The following is a 16,924-nucleotide window of genomic DNA, read 5'->3' as shown; positions in this document are numbered from 1 at the left end:
GCGGTCGCGCCGGTGATCGGCATCGTGCAATGCAGATTTTGCCGCCCCTGCTGGACGCAGGGCGACAATAAAACTATAACGCGCCCAATTTCCAAAATCGGAGCTTGCCTGGCCGGACTGGACGCGGACGGGTTCGCTCCCGAACCGAAGACAGCGCGCGGCCGTTCCCAACGGATGAGGCATTGCCGTCGCGCCCAACAGCTTAAGGGGTGCCATGGCAGGCCATTCACAGTTCAAGAACATCATGCATCGCAAGGGCCGCCAGGATGCCGTGCGGTCGAAAATGTTCTCCAAGCTCGCACGCGAAATCACCGTCGCCGCCAAGGCCGGCATGCCCGACCCGGCGATGAACCCGCGCCTGCGCCTGGCGATCCAGAACGCCAAGGCGCAGTCCATGCCGAAGGACAATATCGACCGCGCCGTCAAGAAGGCTTCCGGCGGAGACGCGGAGAACTACGAGGAAATCCGCTACGAGGGCTACGGCCCGGGCGGCGTCGCCGTCATCGTCGAGGCACTGACCGACAACCGCAACCGCACCGCATCCTCCGTCCGCTCGACCTTCACCAAGGCCGGCGGCGCGCTGGGCGAGACCGGCTCGGTCTCCTTCTCCTTCGACCGGGTCGGGGAGATTACCTACAAGCTTGCGGCCGGTGATGCCGACGCGGTGATGGATGCGGCGATCGAAGCCGGCGCCGACGACGTCGAGACCGACGACGAGGTCCACACCATCTATTGTGCCTTCGAGAACATCGGCGAGGTCTCCAAGGCGCTGGAATCGACGCTTGGCGAAGCCGAGACCGTCAAGGCGATCTGGAAGGCACAGAACACGGTGCCGGTCGACGAGGAGAAGGCGCAGTCGCTGATGAAGCTCATCGACACGCTGGAAGACGACGACGACGTGCAGAACGTCTACTCGAACTTCGAAGTTTCCGACGAGGTGATGGCGAAGCTCTCGGCCTGATCGTCGAAGGTCATCCGGAACGGTAGTGGGCCCGCGCCTTGACGGCACGGGCCCATTTTCATGTGGACGTCAGGACCGCACTCGGCCCCCTTTGGCCGCCGAGCCTAGGCCGACAGCGCCCGCTGCGCCTCGGCAAAGAGGCGCACGGATTTGAGCCGAGCCTCCATGTCGTAGACGGGCATCGAGACGATGAACTCGTCCGCCCCGGTCTGCTCGAGGAAGGCGGCTATCCTGTCTCTGACGGTCTGCGGCCCGCCGACCACCGCATATTGCAGCGTGTGCTCGACCATGATCTTTTCGTGCTCGCTCCAGAAGGCGTCCATGCTTTCGACCGGCGGCGGGAAGACGGTCGGGGCGCCGCGGCGCAGCGAGACGAAGGATTGCTGCATGGAGGTGAAGAGGCGGGCGGCCTCGGCGTCGGTATCGGCTGCCACGCCCATGGCGCCCACCATCACATGCGGCTTTTCCAGATATTGCGACGGGGTGAAGCGCTCCCGGTAGATCTCGAGCGCCGACAGCAGCATGTCGGGCGCGAAATGCGAGGCGAAGGCGAAGGGCAGGCCGAGCATGCCGGCGAGATGGGCGGAGTAGTGGCTGGAGCCCAGCAGCCATACAGGCACGTTGCTGTCCGCACCGGGGATGGCGACGATCTGCTGGTTCGGCTGCAGCGGCCCCACCAGCGCCATCAGGTCGACCACGTCCTGGGGGAAGTTGTTGGCGGAGGTCTCGAGATTGCGGCGAAGGGCGCGGGCGGTGTTCATGTCGGTGCCCGGCGCACGGCCGAGACCCAGGTCGATGCGGCCGGGGAAGAGCGCCTCCAGCGTGCCGAACTGTTCGGCGATCACCAGCGGCGAATGGTTCGGCAGCATGATGCCGCCGGAGCCGACGCGGATCGTCTCCGTCCCGGCCGCGACGTGCTGGATGACGAGGGATGTGGCTGCACTGGCGATGCCGCGCATGCCGTGGTGTTCGGCCAGCCAGAAGCGGCGGTAGCCCTCCCGTTCGGCCTCCTGCGCCAGGCGCCTGGAATTGGCGAGCGACTGGGCGACGGTGCCGCCTTCGACGACCGGAGCGAGATCGAGGATCGAGAAGGGCACCATGGCGGACCTCTGCATGAATGGATTTGAATGCCCCTGCATGTAGGTTCAATTTCCTGAAATCCAAGACGGGTCGCCGGGGATGTCGGATGGCCCTGTGGATGTTTTTGTTTTGTTCACATTTCGCTGGCAGGGTCGCCGCATCGGGAATAGGGTTCGACCATGCAGGGCACGATTCGCATCATCGGCATTGATCCGGGGCTTCGCCGCACCGGTTGGGGCATCATCGAGACGCTTGGAAACTCGCTGCGGTTCGTGGCCTCGGGGACGGTGACGTCGGATGGCGAGATGGATCTCGCCTCGCGTCTCTGCCAACTCCATGACGGTCTGGCGGAGGTCGTTCATTCCTACCAGCCGGGCGAGGCGGCGGTGGAGCAGACCTTCGTCAACAAGGATGCGACGGCGACGCTGAAGCTCGGCCAGGCGCGCGGGATCGCCATGCTGGTGCCGGCGCGGGCGGGCCTGCGGGTTGCCGAATATGCGCCGAACGCGGTGAAGAAGGCGGTGATCGGCGTCGGCCACGGCGAGAAGCAGCAGATCCACATGATGCTGAAGGTGCTGATGCCGAAGGCCGAGTTCAAGGGCAACGACGCGGCCGACGCGCTGGCGATCGCCATCTGCCACGCCCACAACCGCCAGAGCCTGGCCGGTCGGCTGGCGGCGCTGGCGGGGTAGTTTGTTCTTGACTTGTTCTAAGAGAGGCGATAGGTAATACCTCGGAGGTATTACTGTGCGCGTAACGGAAAAAGGCCAAGTGACGATCCCGAAGAATATCCGCGATCGTTTGAACATCGGTCCCGGATCGGAGGTGGATTTTGTCACCGACGACAAAGGGGCACGGTTGATCGTCGTCTCCGGCGGCAAGGCGGGTGAGCCTGACGATTTTGAAGCCTGGATCAAAAGCCGATCCGGCACGTTCGATACCGGCGGCATGACGGCGGACGAGTATATGGAGTGGCTTCGGGGACCGCGTGATGACCTCGGTTCTGATTGACACGAATATCATCATCGACGTGTTCGGACCGGAAACACCATTCAAGGAATGGTCATCGCAGGCGATCATTACACTGAAGCGGGATGCGCAACTCATTCTGTCGCCGATCGTATGGGCGGAGCTTGCCGGCCTGATGCCGAGCGAGGACGCGCTTGCGCAAACGCTGGCGCGCCTCGGCCCGGTTCGCGAAGCCTTGCCTTTTTCCGCTGCATACCAGGCAGGCATGGCACAACTGCGTTATCGCCGAGCCGGCGGGCAACGTGAGCGGACCCTGCCCGATTTCTTGATCGGCGCTCATGCGGCCTTGCGCTCGCACCGCCTGCTGACCCGTGACGCGGCGCGCTACCGCACTTATTTCCCGACACTCGACATCATCTCACCCGAAACTCATCCCTGACGGATCCTTTCATGATCGGCAAACTCAAAGGCACCATTGACGAGATCGGCGAGGATCATGTCGTGCTCGACGTGCACGGCGTTGGCTACGTCGCCTTCTGCTCGGCGCGGACGCTGTCGAAACTCGGCTCGGCGGGCGAGGCGGCGGTGCTGTTCATCGAGACCTATGTGCGCGAGGACCAGCTGAGGCTGTTCGGCTTCCTGACTGGACTGGAGCGCGAATGGTTCCGGCTGCTGCAGAGCGTGCAGGGGGTCGGTTCGAAGGTGGCGCTGGCGGTGCTGTCGACGCTGACGCCGGGGGAGCTTGCCAATGCGATAGCGCTGCAGGACAAGACCTCGGTCTCGCGGGCGCCGGGCGTCGGCCCGAAGGTCGCGGTGCGCATCGTCACCGAATTGAAGAACAAGGCCCCTGCCTTTGCCGGCGATGCGGGGGTTGCGATCGGGCTGAAACAGGAGATAGGCGAGGGAGTGGCGTCGGCGCCGGTGGCCGATGCCGTCTCGGCGCTGACCAACCTCGGCTATTCGCGCGACCAGGCGGCCAATGCCGTCGCCGCGGCGCTGAAGAACGGCGGCGAGGGCGCCGACAGCGCAAAGCTCATCCGGCTGGGGTTGAAGGAGCTGGCGCGATGATTCCTTGTTTCCAATGTCATTCCTTACTATGATGCTATTTGTAAGGAGCGCGCATCATGGGTGTCTATGACAGTACCTTGACCTCGAAGGGGCAGACGACCATTCCGGCCGAGATCCGCGAGGCGCTCAACCTCAAGCCCGGCGACAAGATCCGCTACGTCGTCAGCGGCGACAGGGTCTATCTTCGGGTGAAGAACAAGAAGGCGATCGACCTCGCGGGTAAGCTTTACGACCCGAACCGGAAGCCGATTTCCATCGAGGAAATGGATGAGGCGATCGGGGATGCGATCGTCGACCACGTCCTGGGGCGCGAATGATCGGCCTGGATACGAACATTCTCCTTCGTCTGTTCCTGAAGGATGATCCTGCTCAAGCTGCCAAGGTCACCGCTCTCCTGGGGCGCCTGGGCGAGACGGGACCGGGCTATGTCAATTGCCTGACGCTGATGGAATTTGCATGGTTCCTGCGCCGCCGGGTGAAGCTGCCGAGGGAAACGGTGATGGAAAGCGTTTCGGACCTGCTCGATGTCGACGATATCGTGATCGAGGACGAGCCTCTCATCGAGGAGACACTTTCGGAAATGGCGCGCTCCAATGCTGAATTTCAGGATGTCTTCATCGCCCTTCGAAACCGGCAAGCTGGCTGCGTGTCCACAAAGACGTTTGATGCGAGGGCCGCGGCCCGAATCCCCGGAATGGAACTTCTCTCATGACCGATGCCGCCCGACTGATCACCCCGGACAAGCGCGGCGAGGACGTGGATACGACGCTGCGGCCGCAGACGCTGGACGACTTTACCGGCCAGGCGGAGGCGCGCGCCAACCTGAAGATCTTCATCGAGGCGGCAAAGAACCGCGGCGAGGCGCTGGATCACGTCCTGTTCGTCGGCCCGCCCGGCCTCGGCAAGACGACGCTGGCACAGATCATGGCCAAGGAACTGGGGGTCAATTTCCGCTCCACGTCCGGCCCGGTGATCGCCAAGGCCGGCGATCTCGCCGCACTCCTCACCAATCTGGAAGAGCGCGACGTGCTGTTCATCGACGAGATTCACCGGCTCAATCCGGCGGTCGAGGAAATTCTCTATCCGGCGATGGAGGATTTCCAGCTCGACCTGATCATCGGCGAGGGGCCTGCGGCACGCTCCGTCAAGATCGACCTGTCGAAGTTCACCCTCGTCGCGGCGACGACCCGCCTCGGCCTGCTGACCACGCCGTTGCGCGACCGTTTCGGCATCCCGGTAAGACTGAATTTCTACACGGTGGAGGAACTGGAATCGATCGTGCGGCGCGGTGCGCGGCTGATGGGGCTCGGCATGACCGACGACGGCGCGCGCGAGATCGCCCGCCGCGCCCGCGGCACGCCGCGCATCGCCGGCCGGCTCCTGCGGCGTGTGCGCGATTTCGCGGAAGTCGCCCGTGCCGATGCCGTCACCAGCGAGATCGCCGACGAGGCGCTGACGCGGCTGCTCGTCGACAATATGGGCCTCGACCAGCTCGACCGTCGCTACCTTTCGATGATCGCGCATAATTTCGGCGGCGGGCCGGTGGGGATCGAGACGATCGCGGCGGGGCTTTCGGAGCCGCGCGACGCGATCGAGGACATCATCGAGCCCTACATGATCCAGCAGGGCTTCATCCAGCGGACGCCGCGCGGGCGGGTCTTGACGGCGAATGCCTGGAAGCATCTCGGCCTGCAGCCGCCGAAGGATCTCGAGGCGTCGCAGTTCCGGCTGTTCTCGGAAGACAATTGAGGACCGGCTGCGGCCGATGCCGTGCGTCCAGCCGGGAGCCGGGACCGCGTGACTATGCGCTCGTCGCAAGTTCCGCGACCGTCGCCCTCAGCCGCTCCATGCCGCCCGGTCGCCAGCCGAGCATGCGGATCCGGTCGGTCGACATCGGGTTGAAGGCATCGGCCTCGGCCGGCTCCGGCAGCGGATGCGGACAGGCGGTGGCATCCCGGACGACGGAGAGGATCGCGCGGGTATCGACCAGGATGTCGGAGACGTTGAAGACCTCGCCGTTGACGCGCATCGGATCTGCCTCGAGCATCAGCCGCACGGCCGTGGCGACGTCGTCGCCATGGACCTCGGTGCCGGCCCTGGGAGATATCGGCCGGCCGGCGCGGTAGTCGTCGAACAGGCCCTGCCATTTGTGGTCCCGGTCCGGGCCGGCCGCGCCGTAGACGCCGGTGACGCGCAGGCTGGCGGTGATGAAGTCGTGGGCACAGAGCGCCTGCAGGCTGCGCTCGGCATCGAGCTTCACCCGGCCGTAGAGCGTGTCGGGCTTCGGGAGCGCGTCCTCGGAAAGCACGGTGCCCGCCGGCTGGGGTCCATAGACGGCGCGGCTGGAGAGAAAGACGCAGCGGCGCACGCAGGCATCGCGGGCCGCCTCGAACAGGCGCACCGAGCCGTTCAGATTGGCGCGGCGGAAGCCCTCCGGATCGTCGCCCTCGCCGCCCCGATACTTGCCAGGGACGTGGGCGAAGGCGGCGTGGACGAAATAGTAGATGCTCTGGAAGGCGTCGATCTGGTCGGGGTCGGGATCGAGATGAAGCGGCACGTAGGCGACGTCTTTGGAGAAGAAGCCCGCCGCCGGTGGCTCACGCCCGCCGACCGTCACCTTGTAACCATGTCCGAGAAGGTGCTCAACGATGAAGCGCCCGACAGTGCCGGTGCCGCCGGAGACGAGCACACGTGTCATGCGCCGGCCTTAGGCGAAAGGGAAAGAGCGACGGCCGGGCCGGAAGGACCGGAGAGCGCGTCGATGTCGGGGACCGGTCCGCCGTCGTGAAAGGCCTGCCAGAGCGCGATCAGGGGCATCAGCACCTCCGCTTTCGGGTGGTTCGTTTCCCAAGGCTTCTCGTATTGATAATGGAGCACGTGGATGCTCTTCCAGTCCCAAAGCTCGGGCATGGTGAACCAGACGTATTGCAGCATGTTGAAATAGACCGGCAGGCCGTGCCATTGCGGGAAGAAGGCCTGCAGGAAGGTCTGGTCGGTGCGCGGCCAGAAGGCGTCGGCCGTGTCCAGCCGCTCCAGCATCGCCGCAAACGTCGTCAGTGCCGGACGGGCGACGAAGACGCCTGAATTCAGCCGTTGGAAGTCGCGCAGGCTCTCATAGACGTTGGGTGCGGCCGAGAATTCGGGATAGGCGAAGAGGCGGTCGATGTTCTTCAGCACGATCGCGTCGGCATCGATGAAGATGCAAGCCTCGTACTCGACCAGTTGCCACAGCCGCAGCTTGACGAAATTGTCGAGCGGCGTGTGGAAATCCGGCTTGCGCCCCTTGGTGAAGGGGGCGGCGCCATGCAGGGCGCGGCGCGCATGGCGGGCGTTGAAGGCATCCGACAGCGGCAGCAGATCGGCTTCGACCAGCCGGCAGTCGAGTGCCGCGAGCGCTTGCCGGCCGGCCTCGCCCAGCGCCGGCGTATGGAGGATGACGATATCGGCCTGCGTGCCGCTGTGGCGGAGCGAATGCACGAGCGCCGTCGCGCCGCGGGCATAGTCGTCGTTCGTCACCAGCGTCACATAGGCATGGCGGCCTGCCGCCGGTGCATGGCGGCGGATCCCTGCCTCGACGTTCAGGCTTGCCGTCATGATACCGATTTCAGTCTCCGGCCTTCGGGGTCGTGGTTGAGGGTGGCGGCGATGTCGCGCGTCCAGGCCGAGACGGCCGGGACACGGCTGCGATCGACGCGGTAGGCGAATTTCCTGGCGACGTCGACGATCTCCGAAAGCAGGCCGTCGGCCAGCGTGGTCGGGTCGAGACCCAGTTCGCGGAACTTGTCGTTCTTCACGACGAGGTCGTTTTCGGCCGCTTCCTTGCGCGGGTTCGGCAGCCAGGCGATCTCGCTTCCAGTCAGCCCGGCGATGAGCTTTGCAAGGTCGCGCACGCGATGGGTCTCGGTCATCTGGTTGAAGATCTCCACGCGCGCGCCGCGGGCGGGGGGATTTTCCAGCGCGATCTCGATGCAGCGCACCGAATCCTGGATGTGGATGAAGGCGCGGGTCTGGCCGCCGGTGCCGTGCACGGTGAGCGGATACCCGATCGCCGCCTGGATCAGGAAGCGGTTCAGCACCGTGCCGTAGTCGCCGTCATAGTCGAAGCGGTTGACGAGTTGCGGATGCAGCCGGGTCTCGCGCGTGTGCGTGCCCCAGACGATGCCCTGGTGCAGGTCGGTGATGCGCAGGCCGTCGTTCCTGGCGTAGAACTGGAACAGCAACTGGTCCAGGCACTTGGTCATATGGTAGATCGAGCCGGGATTGGCCGGATAGAGGATCTCCTGGCTGGCGGTCGCGCCGTCCATGGTCTCGATTCCGACCGGAAGGTAGCCCTCGGGGATCGCCGCGCCCACGGTCGAGTAGCCGTAGACGCCCATGGTGCCCAGGTGGACGAGGTGGGCATCGACGCCGGTTTCGACGAGCGCGTTCAGGAGGTTGTGCGTCGCATTGACGTTGTTGTTGACCGTGTAGTTCTTGTGCCGGTCGCTCTTCATCGAATAGGGGGCGGCGCGCTGCTCGGCGAAGTGGATGACGGCGTCCGGCTGCTCCTCGCGAAGCCAGTTCTTGAGACGCTCGTAGTCGGTGGCGAGGTCGAGCAGGTGGAAGTGGATGCGGCGGCCGGTCTCCGCGTGCCAGACGCGGGTGCGTTCCTGGATCGAATCCATCGGCGTCAGCGACTGGACGCCCAGTTCGGTATCGATCCAGCGGCGCGAGAGGTTGTCCAGGATGTGAACTTCATGACCGGCGTTGGAGAGATGCAGAGCGGTGGGCCAGCCTACGAAACCATCTCCACCCAGGACTGCAATCTTCATCGCCGATACCATCGGACACTCCCTTGCGTTTGCCTGTCCCCTGCATAGTGACCGAATGTGACAAGAGTGCAATCCTTGATTTTGTTCCACATTTCCTCCACAGAGACTTCGATCTCCCCACGGCGGAGCCGGACATGACCAACGAGAATCATGCGCTTTCGGGCGAACTGACGGCAGACGGGCATCGTCTCGTGCAGCGCGTCTATTACGAGGACACCGACTTCTCCGGCTTCGTCTATCACGCGCGCTACCTGCATTTCATGGAGCGCGGCCGGACGGACTATCTGCGCTGTCTCGGCGTGGAGCAGGGGGCGCTGTCGATCGAGGGCGACACCGAGGGCCTGATGTTCGTGGTCCATCGCATGGAGATCGATTTCAAGGCGCCCGCGCGGATGGACGACGTCCTGACGATCCTGACGCATACGCAGAAGGCCGGCGGGGCGAAGATGGTCCTTCAGCAGGAGGTCCGGCGCGGCGAGCAGATTCTCATCTCCGCAAGGGTCGTCATCGCGGTGATCAATGCAAAGGGCCGGCCGCGGCGCCTGCCGGACGGGCTGGCGGCGCAATTCCTGAGTGCAGCGGCTGGCTGATCTTCAGCGGACGGCGATTCGCACCTTTCCGACCGGCGTTGGCAGGTCCCAAGGCCCGGGCCCTGGATTAATCACGGTCGCGGTAATACTCCCTTAACCATAATGATGTCTTACTCAAAGCACTGGATTTTGTGCGCTGCACGTCATCCTTTAACCAAAATTGACGGCAAGAAGGCAGTTGAAAGCGTTTGATCGGCGTGGCGGCCGGCAACATCAACCGGACATCTTGACGAACAGGCGGGACGGCTGCGGACGAATTCAGGCCGCGGTTTCCCTGAAGTTTGCGAAAAGCCGGCGCTGGCATTTCCGAGTTCGTTCGGATGCCGGTCCGGCAAAGGGATGAAGACCCGGTGCGATGGCCGAAAGCCCGTGCCGGGTGTTTGGATTCGGGGACGGAAGTCTATGGAACAGGTAGGTTTGGCAGCAACGGCCGATGTGAGCCTCTGGTCGCTCTTCATGCAGGCGGGCCTGGTGGTGAAGCTGGTCATGGTGGGGCTGATCGCGGCGTCGATCTGGACCTGGGCGATCGTCGTCGACAAGACGCTGGCCTTCAACAAGGCCCGCCGGCAACTCGACAGCTTCGAGCAGGTGTTCTGGTCCGGGCAATCGCTCGAGGAACTCTACCGCACCCTGTCCGACCGGCAGACCAGCGGCATGAGCGCCATGTTCGTCGCCGCCATGCGCGAATGGAAGAAGAGCTTCGAGCGCGGTGCGCGCTCGCCGATCGGGCTGCAGATGCGCATCGACCGGGCGATGGACGTGACGCTGGCGCGCGAATCCGAAGCGTTGGAAGCCCGTCTCGGCTCGCTTGCGACCATCGGTTCGGCCGGTCCGTTCATCGGCCTGTTCGGCACCGTCGTCGGCATCATGACGTCGTTCCAGGCGATCGCCGGCTCGAAGTCGACCAACCTCGCCGTCGTGGCGCCGGGTATCGCCGAGGCGCTGCTTGCGACCGCGATCGGCCTTCTGGCCGCCATTCCCGCCGTCATCGCCTACAACAAGTTCACCGCCGATGCCGGCAAGATCACGGCCCGCATGGAGGGGTTCGCCGACGAATTCTCGGCCATCCTTTCGCGCCAGATCGACGAGAAGCTGCAGCCGCGCCAGGCGGCGCAGTAACGCCGCGGTCGCCAAGCAGGAGACGAAGCCATGGGCATGTCAGTCGGTGGGAGCAAGGGCGGCGGCGGGCGTCGCAGGCGCGGTGGCCGCAAGGCCGTCATGAGCGAGATCAACGTGACGCCGTTCGTCGACGTCATGCTGGTGCTCCTGATCATCTTCATGGTGGCAGCCCCGATGATGACGGTCGGCGTGCCGCTCGACCTGCCGAAGACCTCCGCCAAGGCGCTCAATGCCGAGACGCAGCCGATCACCGTATCGGTGAAGGCCGATGGCGCGGTGTTCCTGCAGGAGACCGCGATCCCGGCAGAGGAGATCGCCGCCAAGCTCGAGGCCGTCGCGACGACGGGCTACACCGAGCGGATCTTCGTGCGCGGTGACGGTGCAGCCCCCTACGGCGTCATTGCCGACGTCATGTCGCGCATCCAGCAGGCGGGCTTCACCAATATCGGCCTCGTGACCGAGCAGAAACCGGACAACTGAAGACAGCGATGAAGGCCAGTCTCGCCACATCCGCCGCATTGCATGCTCTGGTGCTCACATGGGCGCTGGTGTCGATCGGCAGTCCGGAGAGCTTCGACGTCGCCGATGTCGAGGCGATGCCGGTCGACATCGTGCCGATCGAGGAACTGACCCAGATCCAGCAGGGCGACAAGAAGGCGCCGATGGCGGAGAAGTCCGCGCCGGTTCCGACCAAGCGCCAGGACCAGGTGGAGAACGCCGAGAATTCCGGCGACAACGACATCGACCTGAAGACGCCGCCGACGCCGAACGACAAGCCGCAGAAGACGGAGACGGCCGCAGCGCCGCCGAAGGCCGAGCAGACCATGCCCACGCCGGAGCCGACACCGGAACCGGCTGAGCAGGTGCAGCCGAGCGAACCGGCCTCGACGCCGGCGACGGAAGTGGCTGCCGAGGCGGCGCCGAAGCAGGAGGTGACGCCCGAGGCGACGCCGGAGGAAAAGCCGGCGGAAGAAGCGCCGGCCGAGGTCGCCGAGGCGGAAGCCATGCCGGACAACGTTCCCGTGCCCGAGATCAGGCCGCAGCCGCCCCAGCCGCAGACGGCCAAGACCCCGGACCGCAAGAACGAGGAAAAGAAGCAGGAGCAGAAGAAGGCCGCCTCCGCCAAGGAGAGCGACTTCAACGCCGACGAGGTGGCAGCCCTCCTGAACAAGACCGAGGCCAAGGGCGGCGGCGCCAAGCGCTCGACGGAGACCGCCTCGCTCGGCGGCAAGAAGACGACCGGCGGCTCGAAGCTGTCGATGAGCGAGATGGACGCGCTGCGCGGGATCATCCAGAACAACTGGTCGATCATCCCCGGCATGGCGGACGCGACCGAGGTGCGCATCAAGGTGACGATGCAGCTCGACCCCGATGGCAACATCGTCGGCGAACCGAGCGTGGTCGCCACCGGTGGCTCGGACGCCGCGCGCCGGGCGCTTGCCGGTGGTGCGCGCCGGGCGATCCTGAAGTCGGCGCCGTTCGATAAGCTGCCGAAGGACAAGTATGATGCCTGGAGCGAAGTCGTGGTGAACTTCGACCCCAGCGAGATGATGTGATGCCGACAGGCACGAACACTGGCACAGTAACTAGGAAGGCCTAGATCGCATGCTGAGACGCACTTTTCTCCATTCCGCAGCCGGGTTGACCGGTCTTGCCGCCGTGGGCACGCCGGCCTGGGCTGTCGTCGAGATCAACATCAACAAGGGCAATGTCGAACCGCTGCCGATCGCGGTGACCGACTTCGTCTCCAGCGGCGATCTCGGCGTGAAGATCACCGACGTGATCGCGGCCGACCTCAAGCGGTCCGGCCTGTTCGCGCCGGTCAGCAAGCAGGCCTTCATCGAAAAGATCTCCAATCCCGACCAGCCGCCGCGCTTCGAGGACTGGAAGGTGATCAACGCGCAGGCACTCGTCACCGGCCGCGTCACGCAGGAAGGCGACGGTCGCCTGCGTGCCGAGTTTCGCCTGTGGGACACTTTCGCCAACCAGCAGATGACCGGCCAGCAGTTCTATACCCAGCCGGAAAACTGGCGCCGCGTCGCTCATATCATCGCGGACGCGATCTATGAGCGCATCACCGGCGAGAAGGGCTATTTCGACACCCGCGTCGTCTATGTGGCCGAGAGCGGCCCGAAGAACGCCCGCAAGCGCCAGCTCGCCATCATGGACCAGGACGGGGCCAATGCGCGGGCGCTGACCAATTCCAACGAGATCGTGCTGACGCCGCGCTTCTCGCCGAGCCGGCAGGAAATCACCTACATGTCGTTCGAGGGCCAGCAGCCGCGGGTCTACCTGCTGCAGCTGGAAACCGGGCAGCGCGAGGTGGTCGGCAACTTCCCCGGCATGACGTTCGCGCCGCGCTTCTCGCCGGACGGCCAGCGGGTCATCATGAGCCTGCAGCAGGACGGCAACGCCAATATCTACACGATGGACCTGCGCTCGCGCACGACCACGCGGCTGACCTCGACGGCGGCGATCGACACCGGCCCCTCTTATTCGCCGGATGGCAGCCAGATCGTCTTCGAGAGCGATCGCGGCGGGCGCCAGCAGCTCTACGTCATGGGCGCCGACGGTTCCGGCCAGAACCGCATCTCCTTCGGCGACGGCTCCTATTCGACGCCGGTGTGGTCCCCGCGCGGCGACCTGATCGCCTTCACCAAGCAGTCGGGGGGCAAGTTCTCGATCGGCGTGATGAAGCCGGACGGCTCGGGCGAGCGCATCCTGACGACGGGCTTCCACAACGAGGGGCCGACTTGGGCGCCGAACGGGCGCGTGCTGATGTTCTTCCGCCAGCCGGCCGGCTCCGGCGGGCCGCAGCTCTACTCGATCGACCTGACCGGCTACAACGAGCAGCAGGTGCAGACGGCCGGCTATGCCTCCGACCCGGCCTGGTCGCCGCTCCTGGAGTGAATTGCGGCAGCCTGTGTAAACAGCTGCAACCAATCGTGACGACGCCGCCGCTTTCTTGCCTCAAAGTCCGCTAAACCAAGGGCTTCAAAGGCGAGGGATTCGGCGGCGTTCGTCGTTCTTGGACGAATGCCGGGGAGTATTTGCGTAATCGATTGTTAACCATAATCGTTGAATGCCGATTAACCGCGTGCGGTTACAGTCTGGCAACCCTGATTGAAACCCAAGCCCTGTTGAACTGATGCTAAGGAGACCGGCTCATGAGCCGCACTGAAGTCCCGGCCGCTGGCCGCATGCAGACCCTCGCCCGCAACCCCGCAATCCTCGCCCTGTTCATGGGCCTGGCCCTTGCCGGCTGCGCCAACAAGAAGAATATGCCCAACAGCGCCGGCGAACTCGGCCTGAACAATGCGACCCCGGGCTCGACCCAGGACTTCACCGTCAATGTCGGCGACCGCATCTTCTTCGATACCGATTCGACCTCGATCCGCGCCGATGCGGCTGCGACGCTCGACAAGCAGGCCCAGTGGCTGCAGCGCTATTCGAACTACGCGATCACGATCGAAGGCCATGCCGACGAGCGCGGCACGCGCGAGTACAACCTGGCGCTCGGCGCACGCCGCGCTGCCGCCACCAAGCAGTACCTCGCAAGCCGCGGCGTTCCGGCCAACCGGATGAAGACGATCTCCTACGGCAAGGAAAAGCCGGTGGCCGTCTGCGACGATATCTCGTGCTGGTCGCAGAACCGCCGCGCCGTCACCGTGCTCGGTGGTGCCGGCATGTAATCGACGGACCGGTGCGAAAGCGCCGTCCGGAAAAGGCCCGCCAGCAATGGCGGGCCTTTGCGTTTGCGACACGGCACACGCAGAAATGAAGCCATGGCCCGCGGGGCGGAGTTTTTTAACACACTTTGGCCGAACTCCGTTGCTTTTTGACAGCATTTGGAAAAACCTGCGGCTGCGCGGGAATGCGCGAATTCGGACCAACAGGACACGCACAATATGAAGAAGATCGTCGCGGCAGGCCTTATCGGCCTGGCAGCCTTCGCAGGGCCGGTGGAGGCGTTGCACGCTTCTCCGCTCCAGGCGCTGGCGAACCGCTTCTTGCCGGGGGGCGGCAAGGCGGACAATCAGGTCGTGCTGGCGCAGTCGGACGACTCGCTGATGCGCATCGGCCAGCTCGAGGAACAGATCCGTTCGCTCAACGGCCGGATCGAGGAAATGAGCTTCCAGCTCCTGCAGATGCAGGAACAGCTGCGCAAGACCCAGGAAGACAACGAATACCGGTTCCAGGACCTGGAAAGCGGCAAGGGCGGCAGCGGCAAGAGCGGTGCGCTGGATCGGCCGGCGGGCGCGGATGCGCAGGCCGGCAGCCAGACGGCCGCAACCGAACCCCCGGCGGATCCCTCCGCCGCGGGTAACGGCGACACCGCATCGGCCGGCTCGACGGCCAAGCCGCCGCAGACGCTCGGCAGCATCCATTTCGACGACAAGGGCAATCCCATCGGCACCGACATGAGCGAGAGCGCCTCGATCGGCAGCGGTGCGCTGCCGGACCTCGAGGCGGGGCTTCCGCCCGTCGACAGCCAGTCGACGGCCGCGCTCGACAAGCCTGATGACATTTACAACGCCGCCTATGGCCATGTGCTGTCGGGCGACTACCAGCTCGCCGAGAAGGAGTTCCGCGACTATCTCGAGGTCTTCCCGGAAGGCGAGAAGGCCGCGGACGCCAGCTTCTGGCTGGGCGAGGCGCAGTATTCGCAGGGCAATTTCAACGACGCGGCCAAGACGTTCCTGAACGCGCACCAGACCTACGGCACCTCCAAGAAGGCGCCGGAAATGCTGCTGAAGCTCGGCATGTCGCTTGCCGCGCTCGACAACCGCGAAACCGCCTGCGCGACGCTGCGCGAAGTCGGCAAGCGCTATCCGAACGCCTCCAAGGCGGTGAAGACCAAGGTCACCAGCGAACAGGGCCGGCTTTCCTGCTGAGCCTTTTTCGGAGCGAGGCCGCGATGCGCGCCGAAGCCGAGCCCGTCGACGCAGCCGTCGCCCAATTTCTGAACAGTTTTTTCAAGCCCGCCCGTTTGCTTGTTGCCGTTTCCGGCGGCGGCGATTCCGTCGGCCTGCTGATCGCGCTTGACGAAGCGCTGCGGTACGGCCGCTATCCCGGATTTTCCCTGTGCGCCTGCACGATCGACCATGGCCTGCGGACCGGCTCGGACGCAGAAGCGCGCTGGGTGGCGGCGCTGTGCGCCGGCCGCGGCATCGCCCATGCGACGCTGATCTGGCGCGAGCCGAAGCCGCAGAGAGGCGTGCAGGCCGCGGCACGCGAGGCGCGTCATGCGCTTTTGCTGCAGGCCGCCCGCGACGCGGGGGCCGGTGCGATCCTCACCGCCCACAATCGCGACGACCAGCGGGAGACGGTTGCGATGCGCGGCGCGCGCAGCGACACCGGCGCCGGCCTCGCCGGGATCGCGCCGGCAACCCTGGTCCACAACACCGTCTGGCTGCTGCGGCCGCTGCTCGGCGTGCCGCGCGAGGCGATCCGCGACGCGCTGCAGTATCGCGGGCAGGACTGGCTGGAAGACCCGAGCAATGCCAACAGGACGTTCGAACGCGTGCGCGTGCGGCTCGATGCCATGGCCGGGCCAGAGGCGGCACAGACGGCCCCCGACGCCGACGAGGCCGGCTGGACCGAGGCCTCGCGCGCACGATATCTGGCTGCAAAGGAGGGGGGCGAATTCCTTGGCGGCAGCGTGCGTGTCCTCGATGCGGTGCTTGCCGTTCTGCCGGTGCCGGCGATTGCGACGGCGCAATCCTCCGGCGCCGCGTTTCAGGCGCTGCTCGCCCTCTGCGCCGTCCTCGGCGGGCGCGAGCACCGGCTGGAACGGGCTGCGGCGGGTCGCCTCGCGGCTTTTCTCGAAAGCGGCGCGCTATCCCGGTTCACGGCCGGCCGGGTGGTCTTCGACCGCCGCCGCGAGGGGCTGTTCCTCTATCGCGAGCAGCGCGGCATCGGCACCCTCCGGATCGGGCCGGGGGAGGTTGCCGTCTGGGACGGCCGCTTTCGGGTGAGGAATCTCGGCAAGGCGCCGCTTCTCGTCCAGTCCTGTGGTGCTGCGGACGACGGCAGCCTGTCCCTCCCGCCGGACGTTCCGGCAGGGGTTGCGCGGCGTGCCGGACGGGCACGGCCGGTCGTCTTCGCCGGCGCGGCGAGGGCGGAGGACGCATCCCATGCGATTGAGCCGTTGCTCGCTCCTTATGACCGTTACCTGCCGGTCTTCGACCTGCCGCTCGCAGACGCGATCGCCGGTCTGCTCGGGCTGCCGCGCCGGCCGAAGCTGCCGCTCGCCACGGAAAAAGAGCCGGCCTGAAAGGCGCGCGGGGCAGCACGCGGATGCGGCCGGCAACCGTGCACACCCC

General features: G+C 65.4%; 20 protein-coding genes. 16 read left to right on the top strand and 4 right to left on the bottom strand.

What is annotated here, in order from left to right; all coding sequences use genetic code 11:
* Positions 1 to 214: 214 nt before the first annotated feature.
* Entirely contained in the window at positions 215 to 961 is a 747-nt protein-coding gene (locus tag OCK02_RS06595) for a YebC/PmpR family DNA-binding transcriptional regulator (protein ID WP_230806964.1), read from the top strand.
* A gap of 104 nt (positions 962 to 1,065) precedes the next feature.
* Here the strand turns inward: OCK02_RS06595 and OCK02_RS06590 are convergent, their stop codons facing one another.
* Positions 1,066 to 2,061, bottom strand: a complete 996-nt coding sequence (locus tag OCK02_RS06590; protein ID WP_263812667.1) for an LLM class flavin-dependent oxidoreductase — start codon at positions 2,059 to 2,061, stop codon at positions 1,066 to 1,068.
* Between the two features lie 159 nt (positions 2,062 to 2,220).
* On the opposite strand from OCK02_RS06590, the gene ruvC reads away from it, so the two are divergent.
* The 7 genes from ruvC to ruvB are packed head-to-tail and all read left to right on the top strand — an operon-like array spanning position 2,221 to position 5,827.
* Positions 2,221 to 2,733 carry a crossover junction endodeoxyribonuclease RuvC gene (ruvC, locus tag OCK02_RS06585; RefSeq protein ID WP_263812337.1) on the top strand — a complete coding sequence of 171 codons (513 nt, stop codon included), beginning with the start codon at positions 2,221 to 2,223 and terminating at the stop codon, positions 2,731 to 2,733.
* Positions 2,734 to 2,788: 55 nt separating this feature from the next.
* Positions 2,789 to 3,052, top strand: coding sequence for an AbrB/MazE/SpoVT family DNA-binding domain-containing protein (locus OCK02_RS06580; RefSeq protein WP_263812336.1), 264 nt, complete (start codon positions 2,789 to 2,791; stop codon positions 3,050 to 3,052).
* Entirely contained in the window at positions 3,033 to 3,449 is a 417-nt protein-coding gene (locus tag OCK02_RS06575; protein WP_263812335.1) for a type II toxin-antitoxin system VapC family toxin, read from the top strand. Before OCK02_RS06580 ends, OCK02_RS06575 begins: the two co-directional genes overlap by 20 nt.
* Before the next feature lie 11 nt (positions 3,450 to 3,460).
* Positions 3,461 to 4,078: a Holliday junction branch migration protein RuvA gene (ruvA, locus tag OCK02_RS06570; RefSeq protein ID WP_263812334.1), complete on the top strand. Its 618-nt coding sequence runs from the start codon at positions 3,461 to 3,463 to the stop codon at positions 4,076 to 4,078.
* A gap of 56 nt (positions 4,079 to 4,134) precedes the next feature.
* Positions 4,135 to 4,395, top strand: a complete 261-nt coding sequence (locus OCK02_RS06565; RefSeq protein ID WP_263812333.1) for an AbrB/MazE/SpoVT family DNA-binding domain-containing protein — start codon at positions 4,135 to 4,137, stop codon at positions 4,393 to 4,395.
* Positions 4,392 to 4,790, top strand: a complete 399-nt coding sequence (locus tag OCK02_RS06560) for a PIN domain-containing protein (RefSeq protein WP_263812332.1) — start codon at positions 4,392 to 4,394, stop codon at positions 4,788 to 4,790. Before OCK02_RS06565 ends, OCK02_RS06560 begins: the two co-directional genes overlap by 4 nt.
* The gene (gene ruvB / locus OCK02_RS06555) at positions 4,787 to 5,827 is read left to right on the top strand and encodes a Holliday junction branch migration DNA helicase RuvB (RefSeq protein ID WP_263812331.1); all 1,041 of its coding nucleotides are present in this window, start codon (positions 4,787 to 4,789) and stop codon (positions 5,825 to 5,827) included. The genes OCK02_RS06560 and ruvB overlap by 4 nt, the downstream gene beginning before the upstream one ends.
* 52 nt (positions 5,828 to 5,879) lie before the next feature.
* On the opposite strand, the gene OCK02_RS06550 is transcribed toward ruvB, so the two are convergent.
* The 3 genes from OCK02_RS06550 to OCK02_RS06540 are packed head-to-tail and all read right to left on the bottom strand — an operon-like array spanning position 5,880 to position 8,889.
* The gene (locus OCK02_RS06550; protein WP_263812330.1) at positions 5,880 to 6,776 is read right to left on the bottom strand and encodes an NAD-dependent epimerase/dehydratase family protein; all 897 of its coding nucleotides are present in this window, start codon (positions 6,774 to 6,776) and stop codon (positions 5,880 to 5,882) included.
* Entirely contained in the window at positions 6,773 to 7,672 is a 900-nt protein-coding gene (locus OCK02_RS06545) for a glycosyltransferase (protein WP_263812329.1), read from the bottom strand. Before OCK02_RS06545 ends, OCK02_RS06550 begins: the two co-directional genes overlap by 4 nt.
* Positions 7,669 to 8,889 (bottom strand): NAD-dependent epimerase/dehydratase family protein, encoded by a 1,221-nt coding sequence (locus OCK02_RS06540; RefSeq protein WP_263812328.1) that lies wholly within the window; start codon positions 8,887 to 8,889, stop codon positions 7,669 to 7,671. The genes OCK02_RS06545 and OCK02_RS06540 overlap by 4 nt, the downstream gene beginning before the upstream one ends.
* Positions 8,890 to 9,023: 134 nt before the next feature.
* On the opposite strand from OCK02_RS06540, the gene ybgC reads away from it, so the two are divergent.
* The 8 genes from ybgC to tilS all read left to right on the top strand — a co-directional run bounded on the left by ybgC (position 9,024) and on the right by tilS (position 16,875).
* Positions 9,024 to 9,479 (top strand): tol-pal system-associated acyl-CoA thioesterase, encoded by a 456-nt coding sequence (ybgC, locus tag OCK02_RS06535; RefSeq protein WP_230806974.1) that lies wholly within the window; start codon positions 9,024 to 9,026, stop codon positions 9,477 to 9,479.
* 402 nt (positions 9,480 to 9,881) lie between these two features.
* Positions 9,882 to 10,598: a protein TolQ gene (tolQ, locus tag OCK02_RS06530; RefSeq protein WP_230806975.1), complete on the top strand. Its 717-nt coding sequence runs from the start codon at positions 9,882 to 9,884 to the stop codon at positions 10,596 to 10,598.
* 30 nt (positions 10,599 to 10,628) lie between these two features.
* Positions 10,629 to 11,078, top strand: a complete 450-nt coding sequence (gene tolR / locus OCK02_RS06525) for a protein TolR (RefSeq protein WP_263812327.1) — start codon at positions 10,629 to 10,631, stop codon at positions 11,076 to 11,078.
* 8 nt (positions 11,079 to 11,086) lie between these two features.
* Positions 11,087 to 12,154 (top strand): hypothetical protein, encoded by a 1,068-nt coding sequence (locus OCK02_RS06520; RefSeq protein WP_263812326.1) that lies wholly within the window; start codon positions 11,087 to 11,089, stop codon positions 12,152 to 12,154.
* A 49-nt stretch (positions 12,155 to 12,203) separates the two neighbouring features.
* Positions 12,204 to 13,508 carry a Tol-Pal system beta propeller repeat protein TolB gene (tolB, locus tag OCK02_RS06515; protein ID WP_263812325.1) on the top strand — a complete coding sequence of 435 codons (1,305 nt, stop codon included), beginning with the start codon at positions 12,204 to 12,206 and terminating at the stop codon, positions 13,506 to 13,508.
* A gap of 257 nt (positions 13,509 to 13,765) precedes the next feature.
* Positions 13,766 to 14,290 (top strand): peptidoglycan-associated lipoprotein Pal, encoded by a 525-nt coding sequence (pal, locus tag OCK02_RS06510; RefSeq protein ID WP_230806979.1) that lies wholly within the window; start codon positions 13,766 to 13,768, stop codon positions 14,288 to 14,290.
* Positions 14,291 to 14,506: 216 nt separating this feature from the next.
* Positions 14,507 to 15,493 (top strand): tol-pal system protein YbgF, encoded by a 987-nt coding sequence (gene ybgF, locus OCK02_RS06505; protein ID WP_263812324.1) that lies wholly within the window; start codon positions 14,507 to 14,509, stop codon positions 15,491 to 15,493.
* Between the two features lie 23 nt (positions 15,494 to 15,516).
* The gene (tilS, locus tag OCK02_RS06500; protein WP_263812323.1) at positions 15,517 to 16,875 is read left to right on the top strand and encodes a tRNA lysidine(34) synthetase TilS; all 1,359 of its coding nucleotides are present in this window, start codon (positions 15,517 to 15,519) and stop codon (positions 16,873 to 16,875) included.
* Positions 16,876 to 16,924 lie beyond the last annotated feature (49 nt).

Source organism: Rhizobium sp. TRM96647, from assembly GCF_025780115.1.
Taxonomy (GTDB): domain Bacteria; phylum Pseudomonadota; class Alphaproteobacteria; order Rhizobiales; family Rhizobiaceae; genus Mycoplana.
The sequence above is the reverse complement of the archived record's forward strand: the minus strand, read 5'-3'. Positions and strand labels throughout refer to the sequence as shown.